The sequence below is a fragment of the Gordonia sp. YC-XJ4 genome (assembly GCF_059511865.1).
In genome coordinates, this window is record NZ_CM183447.1 from 1,882,274 (window position 1) to 1,904,298 (window position 22,025).

At 67.6% G+C, this 22,025-nt stretch carries 22 protein-coding genes, 1 pseudogene and 1 riboswitch; of the genes and pseudogenes, 15 read left to right on the top strand and 8 right to left on the bottom strand.

The window, feature by feature from the left end:
* Positions 1-52 precede the first annotated feature (52 nt).
* Positions 53-454, top strand: a complete 402-nt coding sequence (locus tag AC5ZH6_RS08250; protein WP_244421207.1) for a YciI family protein — start codon at positions 53-55, stop codon at positions 452-454.
* An 8-nt stretch (positions 455-462) separates the two neighbouring features.
* The gene (locus AC5ZH6_RS08255) at positions 463-1,725 is read left to right on the top strand and encodes an RNA polymerase sigma factor (RefSeq protein ID WP_006372291.1); all 1,263 of its coding nucleotides are present in this window, start codon (positions 463-465) and stop codon (positions 1,723-1,725) included.
* On the opposite strand, the gene rocD is transcribed toward AC5ZH6_RS08255, so the two are convergent.
* Positions 1,726-3,840 (bottom strand): ornithine--oxo-acid transaminase, encoded by a 2,115-nt coding sequence (gene rocD, locus AC5ZH6_RS08260; protein ID WP_081482557.1) that lies wholly within the window; start codon positions 3,838-3,840, stop codon positions 1,726-1,728. It abuts the gene before it with no gap.
* Between the two features lie 97 nt (positions 3,841-3,937).
* Between rocD and AC5ZH6_RS08265 the strand changes: the two genes are divergently transcribed.
* The 5 genes from AC5ZH6_RS08265 to AC5ZH6_RS08285 all read left to right on the top strand — a co-directional run bounded on the left by AC5ZH6_RS08265 (position 3,938) and on the right by AC5ZH6_RS08285 (position 8,038).
* A complete protein-coding gene (locus AC5ZH6_RS08265) occupies positions 3,938-4,384 on the top strand; it encodes an Lrp/AsnC family transcriptional regulator (protein WP_006372289.1) in 447 nt (148 codons plus the stop codon).
* Between the two features lie 222 nt (positions 4,385-4,606).
* Positions 4,607-5,641: an alpha/beta hydrolase gene (locus AC5ZH6_RS08270; protein WP_014359426.1), complete on the top strand. Its 1,035-nt coding sequence runs from the start codon at positions 4,607-4,609 to the stop codon at positions 5,639-5,641.
* A complete protein-coding gene (locus AC5ZH6_RS08275; protein WP_006372287.1) occupies positions 5,634-6,146 on the top strand; it encodes a hypothetical protein in 513 nt (170 codons plus the stop codon). Before AC5ZH6_RS08270 ends, AC5ZH6_RS08275 begins: the two co-directional genes overlap by 8 nt.
* 309 nt (positions 6,147-6,455) lie before the next feature.
* Positions 6,456-7,553, top strand: a complete 1,098-nt coding sequence (locus AC5ZH6_RS08280) for a 3-deoxy-7-phosphoheptulonate synthase (protein ID WP_006372286.1) — start codon at positions 6,456-6,458, stop codon at positions 7,551-7,553.
* A 95-nt stretch (positions 7,554-7,648) separates the two neighbouring features.
* Positions 7,649-8,038, top strand: coding sequence for a helix-turn-helix domain-containing protein (locus tag AC5ZH6_RS08285; RefSeq protein ID WP_006372285.1), 390 nt, complete (start codon positions 7,649-7,651; stop codon positions 8,036-8,038).
* A gap of 13 nt (positions 8,039-8,051) precedes the next feature.
* Here AC5ZH6_RS08285 and AC5ZH6_RS08290 read toward each other — a convergent pair whose 3' ends face one another.
* From AC5ZH6_RS08290 to AC5ZH6_RS08300, 3 genes and pseudogenes are all read right to left on the bottom strand, one after another.
* Entirely contained in the window at positions 8,052-8,657 is a 606-nt protein-coding gene (locus tag AC5ZH6_RS08290; RefSeq protein WP_006372284.1) for a ClpP family protease, read from the bottom strand.
* Positions 8,654-9,268, bottom strand: coding sequence for a ClpP family protease (locus tag AC5ZH6_RS08295; protein WP_211541978.1), 615 nt, complete (start codon positions 9,266-9,268; stop codon positions 8,654-8,656). The genes AC5ZH6_RS08290 and AC5ZH6_RS08295 overlap by 4 nt, the downstream gene beginning before the upstream one ends.
* 110 nt (positions 9,269-9,378) lie before the next feature.
* A pseudogene (locus tag AC5ZH6_RS08300) lies at positions 9,379-10,996 on the bottom strand (alkaline phosphatase D family protein).
* Between the two features lie 101 nt (positions 10,997-11,097).
* Positions 11,098-11,307: riboswitch (cobalamin riboswitch) on the top strand.
* An 89-nt stretch (positions 11,308-11,396) separates the two neighbouring features.
* On the opposite strand from AC5ZH6_RS08300, the gene AC5ZH6_RS08305 reads away from it, so the two are divergent.
* From AC5ZH6_RS08305 to AC5ZH6_RS08315, 3 genes are read left to right on the top strand one after another with little or no spacing between them, the layout of a single operon-like run.
* Positions 11,397-12,470: a FecCD family ABC transporter permease gene (locus tag AC5ZH6_RS08305; RefSeq protein ID WP_271355359.1), complete on the top strand. Its 1,074-nt coding sequence runs from the start codon at positions 11,397-11,399 to the stop codon at positions 12,468-12,470.
* Positions 12,471-12,501: 31 nt separating this feature from the next.
* Complete coding sequence (locus tag AC5ZH6_RS08310; RefSeq protein WP_094602258.1) at positions 12,502-13,275, top strand: ABC transporter ATP-binding protein; 774 nt, start codon at positions 12,502-12,504, stop codon at positions 13,273-13,275.
* On the top strand, positions 13,272-14,279 hold the full coding sequence (locus AC5ZH6_RS08315) for an ABC transporter substrate-binding protein (protein ID WP_094602259.1): 1,008 nt from the start codon (positions 13,272-13,274) through the stop codon (positions 14,277-14,279). Before AC5ZH6_RS08310 ends, AC5ZH6_RS08315 begins: the two co-directional genes overlap by 4 nt.
* Before the next feature lie 58 nt (positions 14,280-14,337).
* Here AC5ZH6_RS08315 and trhA read toward each other — a convergent pair whose 3' ends face one another.
* Positions 14,338-15,000, bottom strand: coding sequence for a PAQR family membrane homeostasis protein TrhA (gene trhA / locus AC5ZH6_RS08320; RefSeq protein WP_205741493.1), 663 nt, complete (start codon positions 14,998-15,000; stop codon positions 14,338-14,340).
* Between the two features lie 122 nt (positions 15,001-15,122).
* On the opposite strand from trhA, the gene AC5ZH6_RS08325 reads away from it, so the two are divergent.
* Positions 15,123-15,932 (top strand): isoprenyl transferase, encoded by an 810-nt coding sequence (locus AC5ZH6_RS08325; protein WP_265077825.1) that lies wholly within the window; start codon positions 15,123-15,125, stop codon positions 15,930-15,932.
* Between the two features lie 18 nt (positions 15,933-15,950).
* Here the strand turns inward: AC5ZH6_RS08325 and pdxR are convergent, their stop codons facing one another.
* Positions 15,951-17,426, bottom strand: a complete 1,476-nt coding sequence (gene pdxR, locus AC5ZH6_RS08330) for a MocR-like pyridoxine biosynthesis transcription factor PdxR (RefSeq protein WP_020171767.1) — start codon at positions 17,424-17,426, stop codon at positions 15,951-15,953.
* Positions 17,427-17,509: 83 nt separating this feature from the next.
* On the opposite strand from pdxR, the gene AC5ZH6_RS08335 reads away from it, so the two are divergent.
* The gene (locus AC5ZH6_RS08335) at positions 17,510-18,274 is read left to right on the top strand and encodes an SDR family oxidoreductase (RefSeq protein ID WP_020171766.1); all 765 of its coding nucleotides are present in this window, start codon (positions 17,510-17,512) and stop codon (positions 18,272-18,274) included.
* Positions 18,271-18,750: a carboxymuconolactone decarboxylase family protein gene (locus tag AC5ZH6_RS08340; protein ID WP_006372270.1), complete on the top strand. Its 480-nt coding sequence runs from the start codon at positions 18,271-18,273 to the stop codon at positions 18,748-18,750. Before AC5ZH6_RS08335 ends, AC5ZH6_RS08340 begins: the two co-directional genes overlap by 4 nt.
* A 17-nt stretch (positions 18,751-18,767) precedes the next feature.
* Here AC5ZH6_RS08340 and AC5ZH6_RS08345 read toward each other — a convergent pair whose 3' ends face one another.
* Positions 18,768-19,220: a MarR family winged helix-turn-helix transcriptional regulator gene (locus AC5ZH6_RS08345; RefSeq protein WP_020171765.1), complete on the bottom strand. Its 453-nt coding sequence runs from the start codon at positions 19,218-19,220 to the stop codon at positions 18,768-18,770.
* A gap of 58 nt (positions 19,221-19,278) precedes the next feature.
* Here AC5ZH6_RS08345 and AC5ZH6_RS08350 point away from each other — a divergent pair, with 58 nt between their 5' ends.
* A complete protein-coding gene (locus AC5ZH6_RS08350; protein ID WP_014359437.1) occupies positions 19,279-19,647 on the top strand; it encodes a cupin domain-containing protein in 369 nt (122 codons plus the stop codon).
* Positions 19,648-19,662: 15 nt separating this feature from the next.
* Here AC5ZH6_RS08350 and coaA read toward each other — a convergent pair whose 3' ends face one another.
* On the bottom strand, positions 19,663-20,604 hold the full coding sequence (gene coaA / locus AC5ZH6_RS08355; RefSeq protein ID WP_006372267.1) for a type I pantothenate kinase: 942 nt from the start codon (positions 20,602-20,604) through the stop codon (positions 19,663-19,665).
* 156 nt (positions 20,605-20,760) lie between these two features.
* On the opposite strand from coaA, the gene AC5ZH6_RS08360 reads away from it, so the two are divergent.
* Positions 20,761-22,011, top strand: coding sequence for a hypothetical protein (locus tag AC5ZH6_RS08360; protein WP_020171764.1), 1,251 nt, complete (start codon positions 20,761-20,763; stop codon positions 22,009-22,011).
* Positions 22,012-22,025: the final 14 nt, after the last annotated feature.

The following is a 22,025-nucleotide window of genomic DNA, read 5'->3' on the forward strand; positions in this document are numbered from 1 at the left end:
GATCATGGATCCGGCGAACGTCGTCGGATCGCACCCGATGAGAGGAATCGACATGCAGTATCTTCTGGCGATCACCACCGACGAGAGCGTTCCGCGACCCGCACCCGGCGAGCCCGGTTTCGACGAGATGCGGCAGGCGTTCGCGACCTACGGGAGGGCGCTGGCCGCAGCCGGGGTGCTATGCGACGGGGGAAGTCTGCAGCCCAGCGCGTCGGCGACGACGCTGCGTCTGACCCTGGGGGAGAAGCCCACGGTGACCGACGGTCCGTACACCGAGTCCAAGGAACAACTCGCCGGGTACTACCGGATCGAGGTCGACGACCTCGACGCGGCGCTGGAATGGGCCGGCAGGATTCCGGTCCCGTTCGGCGTTGTCGAGATCCGCCCGATCCTGCTGGTCCCGGGCCCCGACGGAACCCCCACCCCGGTCGGCGACGCGGCTACGACGGGATAGCCGCTGTCGTGACCGACGATCCGGTCGGGGTCGCGGTGACCCGCGTGGCGCGTGAGGAGAGCGGGCGCCTGCTCGCTCTCCTCGCCGCCCGGTACGACGACGTCGACCTCGCCGACGACTGCGTCCAGGAGGCGTTGCTCAAGGCGATCGGGGCGTGGCGCCGCACCGGAATCCCCGACAACCCGACCGCATGGATCCACACCGTGGCCCGCAACGCGATGGTCGACGCGCTGCGCAGGCGCGCCGCCGATCGGCGACGGCTGGCGTCGGCGGCGCGAGATCTCGTGGCCGCGGATGAGATCGGCCCCTCGAGCCCGGAGCCGATCGTCGACGAGAGCGCCGTTCCCGACGAGCGGCTTCGCCTCATGTTCCTGTGTTGCCATCCCGCACTGGACCTCTCGGCGCAGACGGCGTTGACGCTTCGGCTGGTCGGTGGATTGACCACGGCCGAGATCGCCGCAGCCTTCGGTGTCACCGAAGCGACTCTGGCGCAACGTATCGTGCGGGCCAAACGCAAGATCCGCCAGGCCCGCATACCGCTGCGGGTACCCACCGATCTCGACGATCGGGTCGCCGCGCTCCTCGGGGTTCTCTATCTGATCTTCAACGAGGGCTATCTCGCCTCCGCGGTCGATGCCCCGGCATTGGTCCGCGTCGACCTCGCCGCGGAGGCGATACGGCTGACCGAGACGTTGGCGATGCTGCTGCCCGACGACGGAGAAGTTGCCGGGCTGCTCGCACTCGAGCTGTTCCAGCATTCCAGGGCGGCAGCACGCACCGACGACGGCGGTCGTCTCGTCACTCTGGATTGCCAGGACCGGACCCGTTGGGACACCGGGATGATCGGTCGGGCGCAACACCATCTCCGGGAGGCGGTGGCGCGCCCGGGTGTGGGGCCCTACCGCTTGCAGGCGCTGATCGCCGGCATCCATGCACGAGCCGCCGGCAGCGCCGACACCGACTGGGGTGTCATCGTCGAGATCTACCGGATACTCGAACGGTTGACCCCCGGCCGGTTCGTCGCGTTGAACAGTGCGATCGCTCTCGCGATGCACGAGGGACCGGAGGCCGGACTGGCCGCCCTCGATCGTATCGACGGGCTCGACACCCACCATCTGTGGCATGCGGCCCGCGCCGAACAGTTCGACAAGCTCGATCGGCGAGAGGAGTCCGTCGAATCCTTCTCTCGAGCACTGGAATTCGTACGCAACCCGGCAGAGCGACGGCACCTGGAGCGGCGACTGGAGCAGGTGCGGGGGATCGAGTGGTGATCAACCGCATAGTGCGAGGGCGAATCGTTCGATCATCCAGTCGATCTCGTCGTGGGTGATCACCAGCGGCGGCGCGAACCGGATCGTCGAGGAGTGGGTGTCCTTGGCGAGCACACCCCACTGCGCGAGCCGTAGGCAGATCTCCTTGCCGGTTCCGAGCTGCGGGTCGATGTCGAGGCCCGCCCATAAACCCTTGCCACGCACCGCGAGGACGCCGTGGCCCACGAACTCGCGCAGCCGTGCATGCAGGTGCTCACCGAGGTCCGCGGCGCGCGCCTGCCAGGTCCCGTCGGCGAGCATGCGCACCACGGTGTGACCGACCGCTGCCGCCAACGGGTTTCCGCCGAATGTCGACCCGTGCTCACCGGGATGCAGGACCCCGAGCACGTCGGCGTCGGCGACGACCGCCGACACCGGGAGTACGCCGCCACCGAGCGCTTTGCCCAGGGTGTAGACGTCGGGGACGACGTCCCAGTGTTGACATGCGAAGGTCTTTCCGGTGCGGCCGAGCCCGGATTGGATCTCGTCGGCGATCATCAGGACGTCATGATCGGTGCACAACCGGCGCACGGCGGGCAGGTAGCCCTCGGGCGGCACGATGATGCCGGCCTCGCCCTGGATCGGCTCGACGAGCACGGCGACGGTGTGGTCGGTGATCGCCGCGGCCATCGCGTCCACATCGCCGAACGGGACCCGCACGAAACCCGGTGTGTACGGACCGAATCCGTCGCGTGCGGAGTCGTCGTCGCTGAAGCTGATGATGCTAATGGTTCGCCCGTGGAAGTTGCCGCCGGCGACGATGATCTCGGCGGCACCCGCAGGAACCCCCTTGACGTCGTAGCCCCACTTGCGGGCCACCTTCAGTGCGGACTCCACCGCCTCGGCGCCGGTGTTCATCGGCAGCACGAGGTCCTTCTCGCACAGGGCCGCCAGCGCTGCGCAGAACGGTTCGAGTTGATCGGACCCGAAGGCGCGGCTGGTCAAGGTCAGACGATGGAGTTGTTCGGTTGCCGCCGCGACGATCTCCGGATTGCGGTGACCGAAGTTCACTGCCGAGTAAGCGCCGAGACAATCGAGATACCGGTATCCGTCGACGTCGGTGATCCACGCGCCCTCCGCGGTGGCCGCGACCACCGGCAGCGGTGAATAGTTGTGGGCCACATGAGGTTCGGGCGACGATTCGAGATGTCGGGGTGCCCCGATGGTGTTCGGTCCGGTCATGAGTGCCTCCGATGCGGACTGCCCGGCGTCGGCGGCCGGGCGCAATTCCAGTGTGCAGCATTTGATGCCGCCACCACCCTTGAGGAGTTCGGACAGATCGAGGGTGATCGGTTCGAATCCGGCACGACGGATCTGCGACTCCAGATGTGGTGCGGCGTCGGTCATCACGACATGACGGCCGTCGGAGACCAGGTTCAGTCCGAGGACCTGTGCGTCGGCATCGGTGGCGATGATGGCGTCGGGATGGAGTTCGGCGAGCAGGCGGCGAGAGGCCGCCGAGAAGGCCGGCGGGTAGTAGGCGATGGTGCGCTCGTCGAGCACCCCCAGGGCGGTGTCGAGGTGGTAGAAGCGCGGGTCGACGAGGTCGAGGGTGATCACCGGCAGACCGGTCAGTGCGGCGATCTCGGCATGGGTGTCGGGGTGGGTGCGGAAGCCGGTGCCTGCGAGGATGCGGTCGCCGACGACGAGGAAGTCGCCCTCGCCCTCCTGCACCCCGGTGGTCTGGTGGACCTGACGGATTCCCGCGGTGCGGAACCACCGTGCGTAATGCCCGGCCTCGGCCGCCCGTTCCGGGAAGGTGAAGCGGGCCGCGATCGCTGTGCCGTCGACGACCAGGCCGCCGTTGGCGGCATAGACCATGTCCGGCAGACCCGGCTGCGCATCGACCGTGTGGACGGTGTGGCCGAGGGCTTCGTAGGTGCGGCGCAGGCATTCCCATTGCGCCATCGCGCGGTCGGAATCAACACCGACCGACGGATTCATCCATGGATTGATCGCATAGGTGACGGTGAAATGCGTCGGCGGGGTCATCGCATAGGAGCGTGTGCGCGCCACCCTCGCCGGGAATCCGGTGGTGGCTGGGCGCACAGAGACATCGGGGGTCGTCAGCGTCATGAATCGAGCGTAAGCTCGCGCATCGTTGCAATCAATCGACGAAAATTGCGCACATGATGAAGATTTCGTGCGTCGGTGTCGAGGAAGGATCGATACGTTGCGTGGACTCGACGAACTGGACGAGAAGGTGCTGGCGTGTCTCACCCGGGATGCGCGCGCGACCTATGCGCAGATCGGTGATGAGGTCGGGCTCTCGGCGCCGGCGGTCAAGCGGCGAGTCGACCGCCTCGTCGACGACGGCGTGATCAAGGGATTCACCACGGTGGTCGACCCGGCGGCGATGCAGTGGACCACCGAGGCCTATGTGCAGATCTTCTGCCGCGGCAACATCTCGCCGGAGATCCTCAAGGAGTCGTGGGAACCCATTCAGGAGGTCGTCAGTGCGGCCACCATCACCGGGCAGGCCGACGCGATCCTGCGGATCATGGCCCGCGACGTGCATCACCTCGAGCAGGCGCTCGAACGAATCCGGCAGGCCGGTGGCGTCGATCGCACCGAATCGATCATCGTGCTCAGTCATCTCATCGATCGCGGCCATCCCTGACCGAGGTGTCCGGTATCAACCGATGGTCACATTTGGGGTGTACCCATCGTGCCCGACCGGCGGTGTAGGTTGATTCCGACGGTGACAAATGTTGTGCCACTGGGAAGTTCGTCCGATTTGTCGCGGAGGTCGGTGCGCGGAATCGGTAACGGGGGCGGCGTATTCGCCGATAGTCGTCATGAGTTGTGGCAGAGACGAAGTGCTGTCGACGGGAGTGGGTAGATGGTGAGAGGTGTTCGGGCGGGCGCGAAGTGGCGTCGCCGATCGGGTCGGTCGGTGGGCGCCAGGGCGCTCACCCTGGTGCTGGCCGCGGTGAGTGTCGGGGTGTTGTCGGTCATCGGCCAGGGCGTCGCGCAGGCGGCACCTCCGGCACAGACCTGGTGGATCAATTCGTGCGGCATGCCGACGCAAAGCCCTGGCGGACCGCCCAATTCGGTCAAAGTGCGCGCCTGGACGCGACCGCAGAACACCAAGACCGTCGTCCTGCTCGACGGTCTTCGGGCCACCAACGACCTCAGCGGGTGGGAACACAACACGCACATCCAGGATCTCGCCGACCGCGGCGTCAATGTCGTTGAGCCGGTGGGGGGTTACGAGAGCTTCTACACGAACTGGGACACACCGGACAATTTCAGCCGACAGAGCTACACCTACGAGTGGGGATGTGTGATCAGTCGGAGCCTGGTCGCCGCGATGGACGCGCACGGGTTGCGCGGGCCGTCGGGCCACTACGCGATCATGGGGATCTCGATGAGCGGTAGCTCGGCGTTGATCACCGCCGCCGACGATCACCGCGACTTCGACGCGGCCGGGTCGCTGTCGGGTCTGCTCAACACCACCGCCCCCGGCGTGCGCGAAGCGATCCGGGTCGCGATGATCTTTCCCGCGATCGACGGGGGCACCCCGGCGATGAACGTCGACGCCATGTGGGGCCCGCCGTGGTCGACTCGCTGGCTCGACAACGATCCGCTGGTGCAGATCGGCAAGATGCGTGGACTGCGACTGTTCCTCTACACCGGCAGCGGTATCCCGGGCTACACCGCGACCGCAGGCGCTGTCCTGACCGATCCGGCGCTGATCATCGAAGGGGTGCCGCTGGAGGTGCTCTCCTCGGCGCTGACGCACACCTTCGACGTGCAGGCGATGATCAACGGGGTGCCCGTCATGACCGACTTCCCGGTCTCGGGGATGCACGACTGGCCCTACTGGCAGGACGCGGTCAACAACGCCTTCGCGAGAGGTTTCTTCCATGCGTGACCCCGACGGCACGGATCGTCGATACCGGTCGACGCCGTGGACCGTGGTCGGGGTGGGGTGTTTCGGACTGGTGTTGTTCGTCGCCGGCTGCGCCCAGTCCGACAACGGCACCACCGCAAACGCATCGAGGACGTCGGCGTCGGTGAGTTCGGTGACGGCGACCAGCCCGGTGTCGGCCGCCGCCGGGTCGGCGTCGACCGCCGCATCGACCCAGGCGCCGCCACCGACACCGGTGACCCTGCCCAGCGCGGGCACCGCCGAGACGGTGGCGCCGCCGCCGACCTCCGCGCGCACCGCCTTCCTGAACTCGCTGCGCGCGAAGGGGATCGACATGGACGCCGACACCGCGGTGTCGCTCGGGTCGTCGGTCTGCCGGGTTCGCAAGACCGGCGGCGAGGACGCGGCGCGCACGTTCGCGGCGCCGGTGATGAAGCAGGCCATGGGCGCCGAGCCCTCCGACGCACAGGTCGCGGCGTTGGTCGACTCCTCGGGCGGGCTCTGCTGAGCGGGTGGGCTCTGCCGAGCGGCGGCCCGGGTATCCGATCGGGTGCCTCGCAGGCGGTCGTTGGGTCCGGACCGCGGCCCGTGGTAGCCTCGCTGTCGTGATCAGCACCGTGCGCGCCTATTGGCGTTTCTTTATCGAGGCTCCGGGTGAGCCTGCGATGAAGCGCTGATCGCGCCGCACGCCACATCCCGGAGCCCCGAGCAGTGACCACCAGGTCACTGCTCTTGTCATGTCAGGGGCTTTCCGGCGACCACGATGCGGGCGGGCCCAGCGGACAACCAGGGCCCACAACCCGCGAAAGGCATACCAGTGACCACCCTCGGAGATCTCTCCCGAACTCCCGCCGACCGCTCTCTTTCGGCTGAATCGACCTCGGACCGCCGGATCCGCTCGTTCCGGTCGATCCCGTCGCCGGACACCATTCGCACCGAATTGCCACTGACCGCGCGGCGGGCCCTTGCGGTGCAACGCGACCGCGACGAGATCGCGGCCATCCTCGCCGGCGCCGACGATCGGCTGCTCGTCGTCGTCGGCCCGTGCTCGGTGCACGACCCGATCGCCGCACTCGACTACGCGCGCCGGTTGGCGCCGCTGGCCCAGCAGTACTCCGAGCGGCTCAAGATCGTGATGCGGGTGTACTTCGAGAAGCCCCGCACCACCGTCGGATGGAAGGGCCTGATCAACGACCCCGGCATGGACGAGACCTTCGATGTCGAGCGCGGTCTGCGGACGGCGCGGTCGTTGCTGCTCGACATCATCGACCTCGGGCTGCCGGTGGGATGTGAGTTCCTCGAACCGACCAGCCCGCAGTACATCGCCGACGCGGTCGCCTGGGGGGCGATCGGAGCCCGCACCACCGAATCCCAGGTGCACCGCCAACTCGCCTCGGGACTGTCGATGCCGATCGGCTTCAAGAACGGCACCGACGGCAACGTGCAGGTGGCGATCGACGGCGTGAAAGCCGCTGCGGCATCGCATGTCTTCTTCGGCGTCGACGACTTCGGGCACGGCGCGCTGGTGGAGTCGGCGGGCAACTCCGACTGTCACATCATCCTGCGCGGTGGCACCGCCGGACCCAACTACGATGACGACTCCGTCGCCGATGCCGTTGCGGCACTGCAACGTTCGGGTCTGACGCCGCGGGTGATGATCGACGCCAGCCACGCCAACTCCGGGAAGGACCACCTCCGCCAGGCGGAGGTCGCCACACAGATCGCGGCATCGATCCGCGCGCGCCGGGAAACCGGCAACCCGGTGCAGGTGAGCGGCGTCATGCTGGAGAGCTTCCTCGAGGCCGGAGCCCAGTCTCCCGATGCCGATCCGCTCGTCTACGGCAAGTCGGTGACCGACAAATGCATGGACTGGGCGGTCAGCGCCGCGGTGCTCGCCGAATTGGCGCGTGGCTGAACCATTTCGGCGTGGCACCGTCGATCTGCCGCGACGGTTCTGCTCACAGCAGAAGGTGGCGGGTACCGCTCGGGTGCCGTCGTAGGATCGACCCCATGATCGAGCAGACGTCCAAGTCCGAGACCGCCGGAGCCCGGTCGTCGGCACCGGTGGAACCGCTGTTGCGCGAGGTGACCGGCAAGGTTCTGCGACGCCATCGCCACGATCGGGCCGAACGTCTCGTCGAGACCGCTGGTCGGGCCGGTGTCTCGAGCCAGTATCTTTCCGAACTCGAGCGCGGCCGCAAGGACGCGTCGAGCGAACTGCTCGGTGCCGTCGCCGGGGCTCTCGGCCTGTCACTGCTCGACCTCACCCGCGAGGTTGCGGCGGAGTTGGCCCGGTCGATGAGCGTTCCGGTGCTCGGTTCGGTGCCGGCGCGGGGCGGGGATCGGGTGACCACTCGGTGGCGCAACGCCTCCCGGGCGCCACTCGCGCTGGCCGCGTGAGTACTGCGGGCCGTCACCGGCGGGCGAGCACGGCGCGCTCGTCGATGACGTGGTCGGCGATTCCGTAGTCGACGATCTCAGACGCTCGCAGGACCCGATCCCGGTCGGTGTCGTGGCGCAACGTCTCGACGTCGTTGCCGGTGTGGCGGCTCAATGCACGTTCGATCTCCTCGCGGGTCCGCAGGATCTCCTCGGCGGCGAGGATCAGATCGGGAATGGTGCCGCGGCCCTGCCCCGACGGCTGGTGCAGTAACACCCGCGCATGCGGCAGCACCGCACGCCGGCCTGGTCGGCCCGCCGCCAGCAGCAGGGCGGTCGACGAGAGTGCCTGTCCCACACAGGTGGTCGCGATGGGCGCGTGACAGTACTGCATGGTGTCGTAGAGCGCGAAGGTGGCCATCACCGATCCCCCGGGAGAGTTGATGTAGAGGTCGATCGGCGCCTCCGGGTTGTCGGAATCGAGGTGGAGCAATTGTGCGATGAGTGCGTTGGCGACGCCGTCGTCGAGTTCGGTTCCCAGATAGAGGATTCGGTCGTCGAGCAATCGGCTGTAGATATCCATGACGCGCTCGCCCTGCGGCGTTCGGCTGATGACGTTGGGAATCGTGTAGGTGCTCATCGGATCACCCCGAATCCGGCCGGTGTGGTCGCGGCCGGACGCAACTGTGCCACCGAGTCGACGACGTGATCGACGAAGCCGTACGCAAGCGCCTCCTCCGCGGTGAACACGTGATCGCGCAGCGAGTCGGCGAACACCCGATCACGGGTCTGGCCCGTGCGCTCGGCGATGACCCCGAGAACGGTGTCCCGAACATGGCGCAGGTCGTCGGCCTGCAACTCGATATCGGGGGCGTAACCGCCGATCCCCGCAGATCCCTGGTGCAGCAACACCTTTGCGTGCGGCAAGATGAATCTTTTTCCGCGGGTGCCGCAGCAGAGCAAGAATTGTCCTGCGCTGTAGGCCATTCCGAGGTTGACCGTCACCACGTCGTTCGGGATGATCCGCATCGTGTCCATGATGGCGAGCATCGCGGGCACCGAGCCGCCCGGAGAGTTGATCCACAGGCCGATGTCGGCGACCGGATCGTGTGCCGACAGCATCACCAACTGTGCGCACAGCGCACTGCCGATCTCGTCGTCGAGTGCCGAATCGAGCATCAGGATGCGTTGGTTCAGCAGGCTCTCGGCGGTGCGTTTACGGAGGGGTGGGGAGGTCTTCTGTTCGCTCATGTGTCCATGTTGTCGAGCGCTTCGCCAGTGGTGCCATACGATGCTGCTGTGCGCGGAATCGCGCAGCGCACAGCAGATGTGGTGCGGGCACAGTTGCTCTGATGGTCTGCTCAGAGCACCTCGACCTCGGGGCATCCGGCCGGAATGGTCACCACTGCGCGTGTGTGGAGCCGGGCGTCGGCGGTGCTGACGGTCGGGCAGACCCGGAACCGCGCCTCCCACCGGTCGTGGGTGATCGTGGTCAGGACGTATCCGCGTTGGGCGTTGCCGAATCGTACGTGGGGTGAGGCGGCCTTGAGTTGTCGATCGGACTCGTCACTGTCGGCTCCGTCGCCGCCGGAGCTGATGGATGTGCCCGCCAACTCGACACCGACCGTGGGCGCAGGTCGGGTGTAGGTGGATCGCAACTCCGACACCACATTCCGGTGGATGTCGCCGACGATCGACACGAGGTTGGGGGTTCGGCGTTCGCGGGCGCCGTCGAGGACACGGGCCCGCGACGCCTCGTACCCCGCTCCATCCGTCCATGCTCACCGCGCGGACCCCGTCACGCTCGCGCGCGAGGTCGGCGATCGTCGTCTGGTGGGCCAGGACGTTCCATCGGCTGCCGGAGGCCGCGAGACCGTCGAGTATCCACCGCTCCTGGGCTGCGCCGGTGATGGTGCGGTGTGGGTCGGCGGTGGCCGCGTTCTGCCCGGTGTCATTGTCGCCGTTGACCTGATCGCTGCGGTGGGTACGCGTGTCGAGGACGCTGAACTGAGCGAGATCGCCGAACGTGAAGCGACGATAGGCACGAAATCCGCGCTCGGGCGGGGCGAGCCGAACGGCGGTGTTCTCCCACCAGGCGCGCATGCCCGTAGCCCGGCGGAGCAGGAACTGCGGTATGGGTTGGTCGTCCTCGGGAGTGTCGGCGGCCCAGTTGTTGTCGACCTCGTGGTCATCGAAGATCGTGATGAACGGGCTCATCCGATGCGCCGCTTGCAGGTTCGGGTCGAGTTTGTACAGGGCGTAGCGTTCGCGGTAGTCGTCGAGGTCACGGCATTCGCGATACGCCGACGCCGGTACCACCGCGGTGTCGCGTACACCGCCGCCCATGGGGATCGGCTTCTCGTAGATGTAGTCGCCCAGATGAAACATTACGTCGGGGGCCCCGCGGGCCATGTCACCGAACGCCGGATAGTGGCCGTCGGCCCAGGCCTGACAGGAGGCGACAACGAATGACAGTGCGCCGGTAGGTGTTCCGACGCGCTGTGCGGTTCGGGTCCGGCCGACCTCGGAGATCTCGCCGAGCGCGCGAAATCGGTAGAAGTAGTCGGTCCCGGGCGTCAGGCCGCGGACGTCGACGTGCACGCAGTGCCCGGTGTCCGGGCCGGCACGGGTCACCCCACGCGCCACGACGCTCCGCATCCGTTCGTCGCGGGCCACTTCCCACCCCACATCGTGGGTGTCGGCGCCCATGCCGGCCCCGGATGCGAGGGGGTCGGTCGCCAGCCTCGTCCACAGGATGACGGCGTCGGGGAGTGGATCGCCGGAGGCGATTCCCAGGGCGAACGGGTGGCCGGCACCTCGGACCCGTGGAGCAGAGGCGGCGTCGGTCGCGAACAGGGTGGGTGCGGTGGCCAGCCCGGCGGCCAGCGCGGTCCAGGTGAGGAATCGACGGCGGGTCGTCCCGGCGCGCAGCACCTTGTCCGGGGTGACGCGTAGCGGAATATGGCTGGGGGAGGACATGCATCGAGGCGATCACCGCACGGTGTCGTCACGGACGACGACCGGCCACGACTCGGTGATGCGGGGGTGAAGACCTGGGCGACGCCTCGGCGAGATGCCTGCTACGCTCAGCGCGCGTCGGTTCCGACCGGGCCACACGGGCCGGTCGGTGAAAAGGGAATCTGGTGAGAATCCAGAGCTGCCCCGCAGCGGTGACGGAAACGACAGCGGCTCCTCGCACTGGACCTCACGGTCCGGGAAGCGGCCGCGGGTAGGTGGCATCTCGGTGCCGGGTCCGAAGTCCGAAGACCTGCCGCCGTGGCCATGGACAACCGTGGTCGACACTTGCCTCGCGGGATATGGCCGGTGCGCCGATCTGTCGTGCGCGGCTGTCTTCCGCCCGACGAGAGACCGTGCCACAGTGGACGATCACACCTCACCGCAGGCCGCGCCACCCGCGCCGACCTGGGCGCGTGTCGGCGTGCTCGCGGTGCTCGGTGTGCTCGCGCTGTTCGTGGTCGCATGGGCGGGTGTGGCGTTCGGTACCGCCGACGTCGGTGGAACCGATGTGCCGCGCTTCGTGTGGGCCGCACTGACCGGCGGCTCGATCTCCGCCGACGACGCCGCCGCGTACTGGATCGTCATCGATTCGCGGGTACCACGGGTGATCACCGGAGCGGTGGTGGGCGCCGGGTTGTCGGTGGTGGGAGTGGTCGTGCAGGCGATGGTGCGCAACCCGCTCGCCGACCCGTACGTGCTCGGTATCTCCTCCGGCGCATCGGTGGGGGCCACGAGCGTGGTGCTCTTCGGCGTCCTGTCGGGCATCGGGCTCTATGCGATGCCGGTCGCGGCCTTCGCCGGAGCACTGCTCGCGACCCTCATCGTGTTCGGGATGGCCTCCGGTGCAGGCGGATTGACGCCATTGCGACTCGTGTTGACCGGCACCGCGGTGGGCTACGGCTTCTCGGCGCTGACCACGGTGTTGGTGTTCCTCGCACCCACCGGCGACGCCGCGCGCAGCGTGATGTTCTGGCTCCTGGGCAGTCTGGCCGCGGCCGGCTGGTATTCGGCGGTCCTCGTGGGCGTCGTGACCGTCGGCGGGGTGATCGCGGTGGCAGGCTTGGCGCGCTCGCTCAATGCCCTCGCCATGGGCGACGAGGTCGCCGCGTCTCTCGGGTTGTCGGCGTCGCGGTTCCGCGTCATGGCATTTGCGTTGTCGGCGTTGATGACCGGTGTGATGGTGTCGGTGTGCGGGGCGATCGGCTTCGTCGGGCTCGTCGTTCCCCACGTCGCGCGGCTCCTCGTCGGCGCCGACCATCGCCGCCTCGTGGTGATCGCTCCGCTCATCGGCGCGGTGTTTCTCGTCGCCGCCGATCTCGTCGCCAGAACCGCCGTGCCGCCACAAGAATTGCCGCTGGGCGCGATCACCGCCGCCGTCGGGGTGCCGATGTTCCTGATCCTCATGCACCGCCGACGCAGCGTGGTCGATCGATGAAACGGGTTGACGACCACCGGGGGTGGGGAAGATGACGACAGCGGGCTATCACGGGGTCGGCGTCGACATCGGTTCGGCAACGTTGCTGCGCGAGGTGACCTTCACCGCTGCGCCGGGGAGTTTTCTCGGCGTGATCGGACCCAACGGCAGCGGGAAATCGACACTGCTGCGTTGTCTGTATCGCGCCCAGCGCCCCACGACCGGCCACGTCGAGGTCGACGGCGTCGACGTCACCGCCATCTCGATGCGCGACAACGCCCGTCAGGTCGCCGCGCTCACCCAGAGTTCCACGCTGGACTTCGATTTCACCGCAGCCGAGGTGGTCGCCAGCGGTCGGTTCCCACATCGGTCGATCGCGCGGACGTCCCGGGCGAGGGATGCGGCGGCGGTCGAGGAGGCCATGGGTGTCGCCGGGGTCGGCCATCTCGCGGATCGTGTCTTCACCTCGCTGTCCGGGGGTGAGGCGCAGCGGGTGCTGATCGCGCGGGTACTCGCCCAGCAGCCACGGGTCATGGTGCTCGACGAACCGACCAACCATCTCGATGTGCGACACCAGTTCTCGGTGCTGGCCGCAGCCCGCGACTCCGGCGTCACCGTGGTGGCGGCCCTGCACGATCTGAACATCGCCGCCCAGTTCTGTGACACGCTGCTCGTCCTCGTCGGCGGTCGGGTCGTCGGGACCGGCACTCCCGAGCAGGTGCTGGTCCCCGCGAATCTGCGCGCCTGGTTCGACATCGACGCCCACATCGTCCGGCATCCCCGCCTCGACGTCCCCCAGATCCTCTTCGATGAAAGGCAACCATGAGAAGACTTCCGCTGCTCGCGCTGGTCTGCGCGGCACTGCTGACACTCGCCGGATGCGGCGCCGACGTGGCGTCGCCGTCGCAGAGGTCCGCCGGGGCCTCGGTGACCGTCACCAACTGTGGTGCGCCCCTGACGGTTCCCGGCGTGCCGGACCGCGTACTCACCAACGACACCGGTATCACCGAGTTCATGTTCGCCCTCGGGCTCGCCGATCGGATGGTCGGCTACACGACCTACGCGGGCAAGGAACGTGACATCGCCTCCTCGCCGTGGAAGTCGGATTTCGCATCGACCAAGAACCTCGGTGACGCCTTTACCCGAGAGGTCATCGCGGCCGCCGAACCCGACTTCGTGTTCGCCGGATGGAACTACGGGTTCAAGGAGTCCACGGGAGTCACCCCGGACTGGATACGCACCATCGGCGCGGTCCCGTATCAGTTGACCGAGGCGTGCCGGCAGGCCGGCAGCACCGCGCGCGGCATCATGCGGCCCTTCGATGCGCTCTACGCCGACATGAGCAATCTCGGTGAGATCTTCGGCGTGCAGCGCCGCGCCGGTGACCTTGTGTCGCAGTACAAGTCACAGGTCGCCGAGGCCGGGCGCGGAGCCCCGCAGGCCGGTTCACGGGCCAAGGTGTTCCTCTTCGACAGCGCCGACCCGAGCCCGTTCACCTCCGGGCGCAACGCGGCGCCGGATCAGATCATCGACGAGGCCGGCGGCACCAACGTGTTCGGCGATCTCAACGACTCCTGGACCACCACGTCGTGGGAAGCCGCGGCGCAGCGCAACCCTGACGTCATCGTCATCGTCGATTACGGTGCCGGCGAGCAGAACACGGTGGACGCCAAGATCCGCCAGCTCGAGTCACAGCCGCTGATGGCCAACACCACTGCGGTGCGGGAGCGGCATTTCCTCTCGTTCCCGTACGCCGCGCTCGTCGAGGGCCCGCGGAATCCGGCGACCACGGTGGCGCTGGCGAAATACCTGCGGTCGATCGGTCGGTGACAGCCCGGGGCCGACGAACTCGGGGATGCGGTTGTTGGGCCCAGCACGGTGGGGCGTGTCAGGCCAGCACCAACCACACCGCGATGTAGTGCAGCAGCGCCGCGATCGCGGTACACACGTGGAAGACCTCGTGGTGACCGAAGGTCGCCGGCCACGGGTTGGGGCGCCGCAGCGCGTAGAGGATGCCGCCGACGGTGTAAAAGACCCCACCGAGGGCGAGGAGCACCATGACGGTGACCCCCGCGTGGGTCACCAGGGTCGGGGCGACGGCGACGATCACCCAACCGAGCAGCACGTAGAGCGCCACGCCGAGCCAGCGCGGTGCCGCGGGCCAGACGATCTTGAGCACCACCCCGGCGACGGCACCGATCCACACGATCCCGAGCACCCACCAGCGCAGCGGGGACGGCAGGGCAACCACACAGAACGGTGTGTACGTTCCGGCGATGAACAGGAAGATCATCGAATGGTCGGCGCGCTTCATGCGGATCTGGGCGCGGACGGTCTTCCAGTGCACGCGGTGATAGGTCGCCGACACGCCGAAGAGACCGACGATGGTGATCGCGTAGATCGCACACGCCGTCGATGCGGCGGCGCCGAGCAGGAGTGCAGCGCCGATCACCACGGCGATACCGCAGGCCGCGGCCACGAAGGCCGCGTACTGATGGATCACGCCCCGCAACCTCGGCCGATCGGCCACGGGCGTCGTCAGCACGGTCATCACAGGAACCTACGGTATCGTAAGTTAGCTGCCGTGCGGGATGATGTGGCGATCACCTCCCGTCCGTTGGGACACCGACGACCGCACACACCCGCGACCGGGCGCGGCTAATCTGGGTCGCGATGAAACTGCTTCCCGATCGCCTGCGCGGCCCGATGCTCACCGTGTACGAGCGACGCCTGGTCCAGCTGATGGACACCACCCGTCTGCCGTGCCACGTCGCGATCATCTGCGACGGAAACCGGCGTTGGGCACGCGAAGCCGGTTTCGAGGACGTCAGCCATGGCCATCGCGTCGGTGCCCGCCGTATCGCCGACATGCTCGGATGGTGCGCCGGGCTGGGCATCGAGACGGTGACCATCTACCTGCTGTCGACGGAGAACCTGCAGCGTGAATCCGAGGAACTCGACGCGTTGATGGAGATCGTGCCCGACATCGTCGACGAGATCTCCCGGCCCGCCGACGACGCCGACCCCGAGGCACCGGCCGGCGACTGGCAGGTGCGCATCGTCGGCACGCTCGATCAGCTGCCGGAGGCGGTCGCGCAGCGGCTGCGCAGTGCCTCCGAACGCACCCGGGGCCGCGACGGCATGAACGTCAACGTCGCCGTCGGCTACGGCGGGCGTCAGGAGATCGTCGACGCCGTGCGCGCGCTGCTCGCGGAGTGCAAAGCCCACGGCGGGACGCCCGAGCAGATGATCGACGCGGTCACGGTGGAGGCCATCGACCGCAACCTCTACACCAAGGGGCAGCCCGATCCGGATCTGGTCATCCGCACGTCCGGAGAGCAGCGGCTCTCCGGATTCCTGCTGTGGCAGAGCGCGTATTCGGAGATCTGGTTCACCGACGCGTACTGGCCGGAGTTCCGCCGGGTGGACTTCCTGCGCGCGCTACGCGATTACGCAGCCCGGAATCGGCGATTCGGTAAGTAGCTCCGGGCACTTCGTCGGTCAGCGGTACTCGGTGATCAGGGTGGCGAGGGCGTCGACGTCGCGGACGAAGGTCGAGTTGGCCGGACTCGCGAATCCGACGACCAGCCCGCCCTGAGCGACGCCGTTCTCGTCGACGGGCGGATCGGCGTCGGGGTGGCGCATGGCGTCGAGGCCGCCGAAGGCGAAACCCCGTGCGTGACAGTCCCGCAGGAGTCGGTGCTCGACGTCGACCGGCAGCGGGATCACCGCATGCAGGCCGGCCGCGATGCCGGACACCTCGATCCCATCGGCGGCGAGCCGGGCGATGAGGTGATCGCGCCGCGCGCGATAGAACTGACGGCTGCGCCGGATGTGGGTGTCGTAGGTGCCGGCCGCGATCATGTCGGCGAGCACGAGCTGATCGACGATCGAGGCGTCCGGCTCGCGAACCCCCTTGGCCCACATGACCGACGACACCAGCCGCGGCGGCAGGACGAGCCAGCCGATCCGCACCGCGGGCGAGAGGCTCTTGCTCACCGATCCGGTCTGGATCACCGAGTCGGGTGCGAGACCCTGCAGCGCTCCCACCGGGTCACGGTCGTAGCGCAACTCGCCGTCGTAGTCGTCTTCGACGATCACCGCGTCGGTACGCGTGGCCCACTCGACGACCTCCGCGCGCCGATCCGGTGCCAGTGCCACGCCGAACGGATACTGATGACTCGGCGTCAGCACGACGGCGTCGACGCCGGAGTCGGCCAGACGCGACACGTCGGCACCCCGGGCATCGACGGGTAGCGGCGAGGTGGCGACACCGCGCCGGGCGATGACCTCCCGATGGAACGGCAGGCCGTGGCTTTCGACAGCCACTTTCCTCCCGAACACGGTGCGCGACAACAGATCCAGCGACCCACTGACCGAGGTGGTCAACACGATGCAGTCCGGGCTGGTCCGGACGCCGCGGGCACGGGCGAGGTAGGCGGCCAGTTCGGTGCGCAGTGTCTCGCTGCCGTTGGGTGCCGACGGCGCGAAGACGGAGTCGGAGGCGCCGTTCAGTGCACGTCGTGTCGAGGCAGCCCATGCCGACCGCGGAAACAGCGACGGATTCGGTTGCCCGAGAGCGAAATCGTGGTCTGCAGTGGGCAGGGTGACCGTTGGTGGCGCCAGACTGGCCGGCTGCGGATGTATCCCGCCGGCCACTCGTGTGCCCGAGCCCTGACGCGCGGTGAGGCGGCCCTCGGCAACGAGTTCGGCGTACACGGCCGCCACCGTGCCGCGGGCGAGTCCGAGATCGGCGGCCAGCGACCGGTACGGCGGCACCATGGTTCCCGGGGGTAGCCGACCATCGGAGATGGCGTCGCGCAGGGCGTCGGCGAGAGCGCGGCGTCGCATGGCTCCGCGTCCTCGTGCCGTCGTCGACGGGTCCGGCTGGAGATCGAGGAACAGGTCGGTGCCCAGGCGTGCCGCCACACGCTCCCACGGGTCGCCCTCGGTCGAATTGACCTTCTTTTCGGCCATCGGATTGGACCTCTTTTCCGGTGCAATTACTCCCTACCGTAGGTGACACGACACTCGAGATGTGAAACCGGAGGAGGCAAGGGATGCGGACAGTCGTGTTCGGGGCGAGCGGTGAGATCGGACGCCACCTGGGCGAAACGTTGCAGGGCAGAGGGATCGAGGTGGTCGCCGCGCAGAGGTCGGCCGGTGTCGATGCGTACACCGGCGACGGCGTGGCGCAGGCGTGCGCAGGTGCCGATGTCATCGTCGATTGTGTCAACGTCACGACCACTCGTGCCAAGGTCGCCGTCGACTTCTTCGGCACGGTTGCGCGGCGGATCGCCGAGGGGGCGGTCACCGCCGGGGTGGGCCGTGTTGTCTGCCTGTCGATCATCAATGCCGCCGATCCGGCGGTCAACGCGAAGTTCGGCTACTACCAGGGCAAGGGTGAGCAGGAGCGGGTCTACCGCGAGTTGCTCGGGCCCGAGGTGCTGAGGGTGGTGCACTCGGCCCAATGGTTCGAACTCGCCGAGCAACTGCTCGGGCGCATGAGTCTGGGGCCGGTGGCGATGGTGCCGCGCATGAGGTGTCGGCCGTTGGCTGCTGCCGACGCCGCCGACGCCGTGGCCGATGCGGCGCTCGAACCCGCACGCGGCGATGTCGAGGTGGCCGGGCCGGAGGTACTGGACTTCGCCGATCTGGCGAAAGATGTTGCTCGTCAAGACGGTTCCCCACGATGTGTGATTCCGGTGCGTATCGGGGGTCCGGCGCTTCGGACGAACGGGTTGTTGCCGCGCGACGGGTTCGTGCAGACCGACACAACCGTCGAGACCTGGCTCGCCCGGCGCGGTGAGCGGGTGTCGCGATGAGCCCGGTGACGCCTGATGGCGTACGTTATTGGTTGCCGACGGCCAACCCCGGTGTCTACAAGGCGCTCGTCGCCCTTCAGCGCGCCTCGGCGGATGGGCTCGATCGAGAGCTGGTGGAACTCATGAAGATCCGCGCTTCGCAACTCAACGGGTGCGCGTACTGCCTACACATGCATCTCTCCGATGCGCTCGGTCTGGGCATGGATCCGATCACCCTCGGGATGGTCGGGGTGTGGCGTGAATGTCTTTCGATGTTCGACGAGAAGTCCAGAGCGGCATTGGAGTTGACCGAATACGTTACTCGAATCGGCGACGACGGGGTGCCCGATGAGGTCTACGAGCGGGTGCGTTCGGTGTTCGGTGACGAGGCCTTCGGTCAGGTGCTCGCATCGATCGCCATGATCAATGTCTGGAACCGGATTGCCCTCACCGGGGGCTATCCCGCCGGTCTCGACGAGCGCACAGTGCATTCCTGAGTTTTCGTCGACACGAGTCACCACAGGGGGCGGGGAGTGGCGTCCGTGCCGAGCCGCTGCAATGCGCCGACGACCGTCGCCATCGCGTCGTGCCCGATGTCGCGCTCGAGGTCGGCGGCGACGTCGGCGGCGCTCTGCGCGGCCAGCCGGGTCACCGCCCGACCGCGTCTGGTGAGTTCGACCAGCCGCGCCCGCCGATCGGTCGGATGCGGCCCGCGTGTGACATAGCCCTGATCCTCCAGCGTTTCCACGATCGCGGCGGCCGATTGCTTGGTGACCCCGAGATGTGCGGCGATCTCGTTGACCGTCGCCCCGGCGGAGGCGATCCGCGCAAACACCAGTCCGTGCACCGGACGCAGGCCCGGGTGTCCGTGGGCCACGATCCGGGAGTTGATGTGTTCGGTGACCGCCGACTGTGCGCGCATCAGCAAGAACGGAAGGTCGGCCATCGGGGGACCCGGGGTTGACATGTGGACAGTCTAGCTGTCTTATAAAGACAGTTTAACTGTCTGATGAGGAGTGGTTGTCATGTCTGTCGTCGTTCGACCGGTGGTTCACGGAATGCATGGTGCGCGGTTCGAGTCCTTTGTGGCGCCGTCGCGCGGTAGTGCCGAATTATGTGCGTGGCGAACGGTTCTGGAATCCGAACAGATCGGCACGGCGCATCGGGTGGATCGCGAGGAGGTCTTTCTGGTGTTGACCGGGGGGCCGGAGTGCGAGCTTGATGGTCGGCGGCACACCTTGGCGGCGGGGTCGGTCGTCCACGTGCCGGCCGGATCGCGAGTGCGGCTGGACAATCCGGGATCGGCGGAGGCGACGGTGTGGGTCACCGCACCGGCCGGCCTGACCGCGGTCACCGACTCCGGGGAGACGATCACTCCGCCCTGGGCTCGCTAGGGAGTGTCCGCGGGTTCACAACTTGCGCAGGCGAACCCGATTGATCGAGTGGTCGGCGTCCTTGCGGAGCACCAGACTCGCTCGGGGGCGGGTCGGCAAGATGTTCTCGCGCAGGTTGGGCAGGTTGATCGAGGTCCAGATATCCCGCGCGGCGATCATCGCCTGGTCGTCGGTCAACGACGCGTAGTGGTGGAAGTGCGAATTGGGGTCGGCGAACGATGTCGACCGCATCTGCAGAAACCGGGAGATATACCATTTCTCGATGTCGTCGGTCTTGGCATCGACGTAGATCGAGAAATCGAACAGGTCCGACACCATCAGGGTGGGGCCGGTCTGTAAGACGTTGAGCCCCTCCAGGATCAGGATGTCGGGCTGGCGGATGTAGTGGCGGACATCGGGAACGATGTCGTAGGTGAGGTGTGAATAGACCGGCGCGGTGACCTCCCGGGCGCCCGATTTCACCTCGGTGACGAAGCGCAACAGCGCCCGACGGTCATACGACTCGGGAAAACCCTTGCGGTGCATGATGGCCCGACGTTCCAACTCCGCGGTCGGCAGCAAGAAGCCGTCGGTGGTGACGAGATCGACCTTGGGGTGCGACTCCCAGCGTGCGAGTAGCGCCGCGAGCACACGCGCGGTCGTGGACTTGCCCACCGCGACACTGCCCGCGATGCCGATCACGAACGGGACCTGCTTTTCTCCGTGGCGGTCGCCGAGGAAGGTCGAGGTCGCGGCGAACAGTCGTTGTCGCGCGGCCACCTGCAGATGGATGAGTCGCGACAACGGCAGGTAGACCTCGGCGACCTCGGTCAGGTCGATCTGTTCGCCGAGGCCGACGAGCTGATCGAGTTCGTCGGAGGTCAACACCATCGGCATCGATTCACGCAGTTCACGCCACTGTTTGCGGTCGAGTTCCATGTACAGGCTCGGATCGCGATCGCTGGAGTGGCGTGCCATCAGCGCAGCACCGGATCCGTGACGGTCGCTGCATGGGTGCTCGACATGCCACCCACCCTATAAGCACCGCAGAATCGGCGGTGTCGGTGCCCTATCGGGACGAACGCGACATGACGGCGTGGCCGTTACGCGATGTGGTGGGTAGCGTGTCCGACTATGTCTCCTGCCCAGGCGAGCACCTCATCGTCCGACGTGGTCACCGCATACCTCCGGCTCGGGCTGGCCTTCGATCGCCTCGAGGAGGGATTCGTCGACGCCTACACCGGCGACCCGAACCTGCGTGCCGCGGTGGGCAATGCACCGGCACCGCAACCCGCCGAGCTCGCCGACGTCGCACGGGGACTGCTCGCCGATCTACCCGGCGACCTCGATCCGGACCGTGCCGCCTTCGTCGGCACCCACCTGCGCGCGCTGGAGTGTTCGGCCCGCAAATTCGCCGGCGACGACATCGGTTTCGTCGACGAGGTGCGCGCGTACTTCGACGTCGACATCGAGCCGGAGGACCCGGCGATCTATCGGGCGGCGCACGCCGAACTCGCTGCGGCCCTCGGTGTTCCGGGAAGTTCGGGGGAAGCGCTGGCGGCGGCCTATGCCCGCCATCGGCGTGCCGACGAGATCCCGCCGGAGCGGGTCGACGAGTGCGTGCGTGCCTTCAGCGGCGCACTGCGTGAGCGGGTGCGCGCCACCTATCCGCTGCCCGACTCCGAGATCGTCGACTTCGAGGTGGTCACCGACAAGCCGTGGTCGGGATTCAACTACTACCTCGGCGACTATCGCTCCCGGGTGGCGATCAACGTCGATCTGACACAACACATGTCGAACCTGCCGCACCTGATCGCCCACGAGGCCTATCCGGGTCATCACACCGAACACTGCCGCAAGGAGCAGCGACTCGTCGGTGGGGGACAGCAGGAGCAGACGATCTTTCTCGTGAACACCCCGCAATGCCTCATGGCCGAGGGTTTGGCCGACCACGCCCTGCACGCGATCGTCGGGCCCGAGTGGGGTGTGTGGGCGCAGGAGATCTACGCCGATCTCGGCCTCCGGTTCGACGGGCAGCACGCACAACAGGTGAGCCGGGCGACCGCCGGGCTGCTCGGCGTGCGCCAGGACGCCGCCCTGATGCTGCACGATCAGCACCGCGACGCCGACACCGTCGCCGAATTCTTGCAGCGCTGGCTCCTCGCGCCGCCCGAACGGGCGCGACAGATGCTGCGCTTTCTCACCTCGCCGTTGTGGCGCGCCTACATCTCCACCTACGTCGAGGGCTACCGTCTGCTGGAACGCTGGCTCGACTCCGATGCCCCCGGTATCGGCGGTGCCGATCGTGCCGCGCGCTTCGGGCGGCTGCTCGACGAGCCATTGATCCCGGCGTCGTTGCGAGCCGAACTCGGCGCGACCGCCTGACCTCGCCCCGGAGG

Excerpts from the sequence above, each read along its gene's own strand:
- AC5ZH6_RS08270 (WP_014359426.1), top strand. The coding sequence starts at position 4,607 with ATGGTGAGAGGTGTTCGGGCGGGCGCGAAGTGGCGTCGCCGATCGGGT.
- AC5ZH6_RS08275 (WP_006372287.1), top strand. The coding sequence starts at position 5,634 with ATGCGTGACCCCGACGGCACGGATCGTCGATACCGGTCGACGCCGTGG.
- rocD (WP_081482557.1), bottom strand. The coding sequence starts at position 3,840 with ATGACGCTGACGACCCCCGATGTCTCTGTGCGCCCAGCCACCACCGGA.
- AC5ZH6_RS08335 (WP_020171766.1), top strand. The coding sequence starts at position 17,510 with ATGCGGACAGTCGTGTTCGGGGCGAGCGGTGAGATCGGACGCCACCTG.
- AC5ZH6_RS08290 (WP_006372284.1), bottom strand. The coding sequence starts at position 8,657 with ATGAGCACCTACACGATTCCCAACGTCATCAGCCGAACGCCGCAGGGC.
- AC5ZH6_RS08325 (WP_265077825.1), top strand. The coding sequence starts at position 15,123 with ATGAAACTGCTTCCCGATCGCCTGCGCGGCCCGATGCTCACCGTGTAC.
- AC5ZH6_RS08250 (WP_244421207.1), top strand. The coding sequence starts at position 53 with ATGCAGTATCTTCTGGCGATCACCACCGACGAGAGCGTTCCGCGACCC.
- AC5ZH6_RS08315 (WP_094602259.1), top strand. The coding sequence starts at position 13,272 with ATGAGAAGACTTCCGCTGCTCGCGCTGGTCTGCGCGGCACTGCTGACA.
- pdxR (WP_020171767.1), bottom strand. The coding sequence starts at position 17,426 with ATGGCCGAAAAGAAGGTCAATTCGACCGAGGGCGACCCGTGGGAGCGT.
- trhA (WP_205741493.1), bottom strand. The coding sequence starts at position 15,000 with ATGACCGTGCTGACGACGCCCGTGGCCGATCGGCCGAGGTTGCGGGGC.
- AC5ZH6_RS08295 (WP_211541978.1), bottom strand. The coding sequence starts at position 9,268 with ATGAGCGAACAGAAGACCTCCCCACCCCTCCGTAAACGCACCGCCGAG.
- AC5ZH6_RS08350 (WP_014359437.1), top strand. The coding sequence starts at position 19,279 with ATGTCTGTCGTCGTTCGACCGGTGGTTCACGGAATGCATGGTGCGCGG.
- AC5ZH6_RS08310 (WP_094602258.1), top strand. The coding sequence starts at position 12,502 with ATGACGACAGCGGGCTATCACGGGGTCGGCGTCGACATCGGTTCGGCA.
- AC5ZH6_RS08360 (WP_020171764.1), top strand. The coding sequence starts at position 20,761 with ATGTCTCCTGCCCAGGCGAGCACCTCATCGTCCGACGTGGTCACCGCA.
- coaA (WP_006372267.1), bottom strand. The coding sequence starts at position 20,604 with ATGGCACGCCACTCCAGCGATCGCGATCCGAGCCTGTACATGGAACTC.
- AC5ZH6_RS08345 (WP_020171765.1), bottom strand. The coding sequence starts at position 19,220 with ATGTCAACCCCGGGTCCCCCGATGGCCGACCTTCCGTTCTTGCTGATG.
- AC5ZH6_RS08285 (WP_006372285.1), top strand. The coding sequence starts at position 7,649 with ATGATCGAGCAGACGTCCAAGTCCGAGACCGCCGGAGCCCGGTCGTCG.
- AC5ZH6_RS08340 (WP_006372270.1), top strand. The coding sequence starts at position 18,271 with ATGAGCCCGGTGACGCCTGATGGCGTACGTTATTGGTTGCCGACGGCC.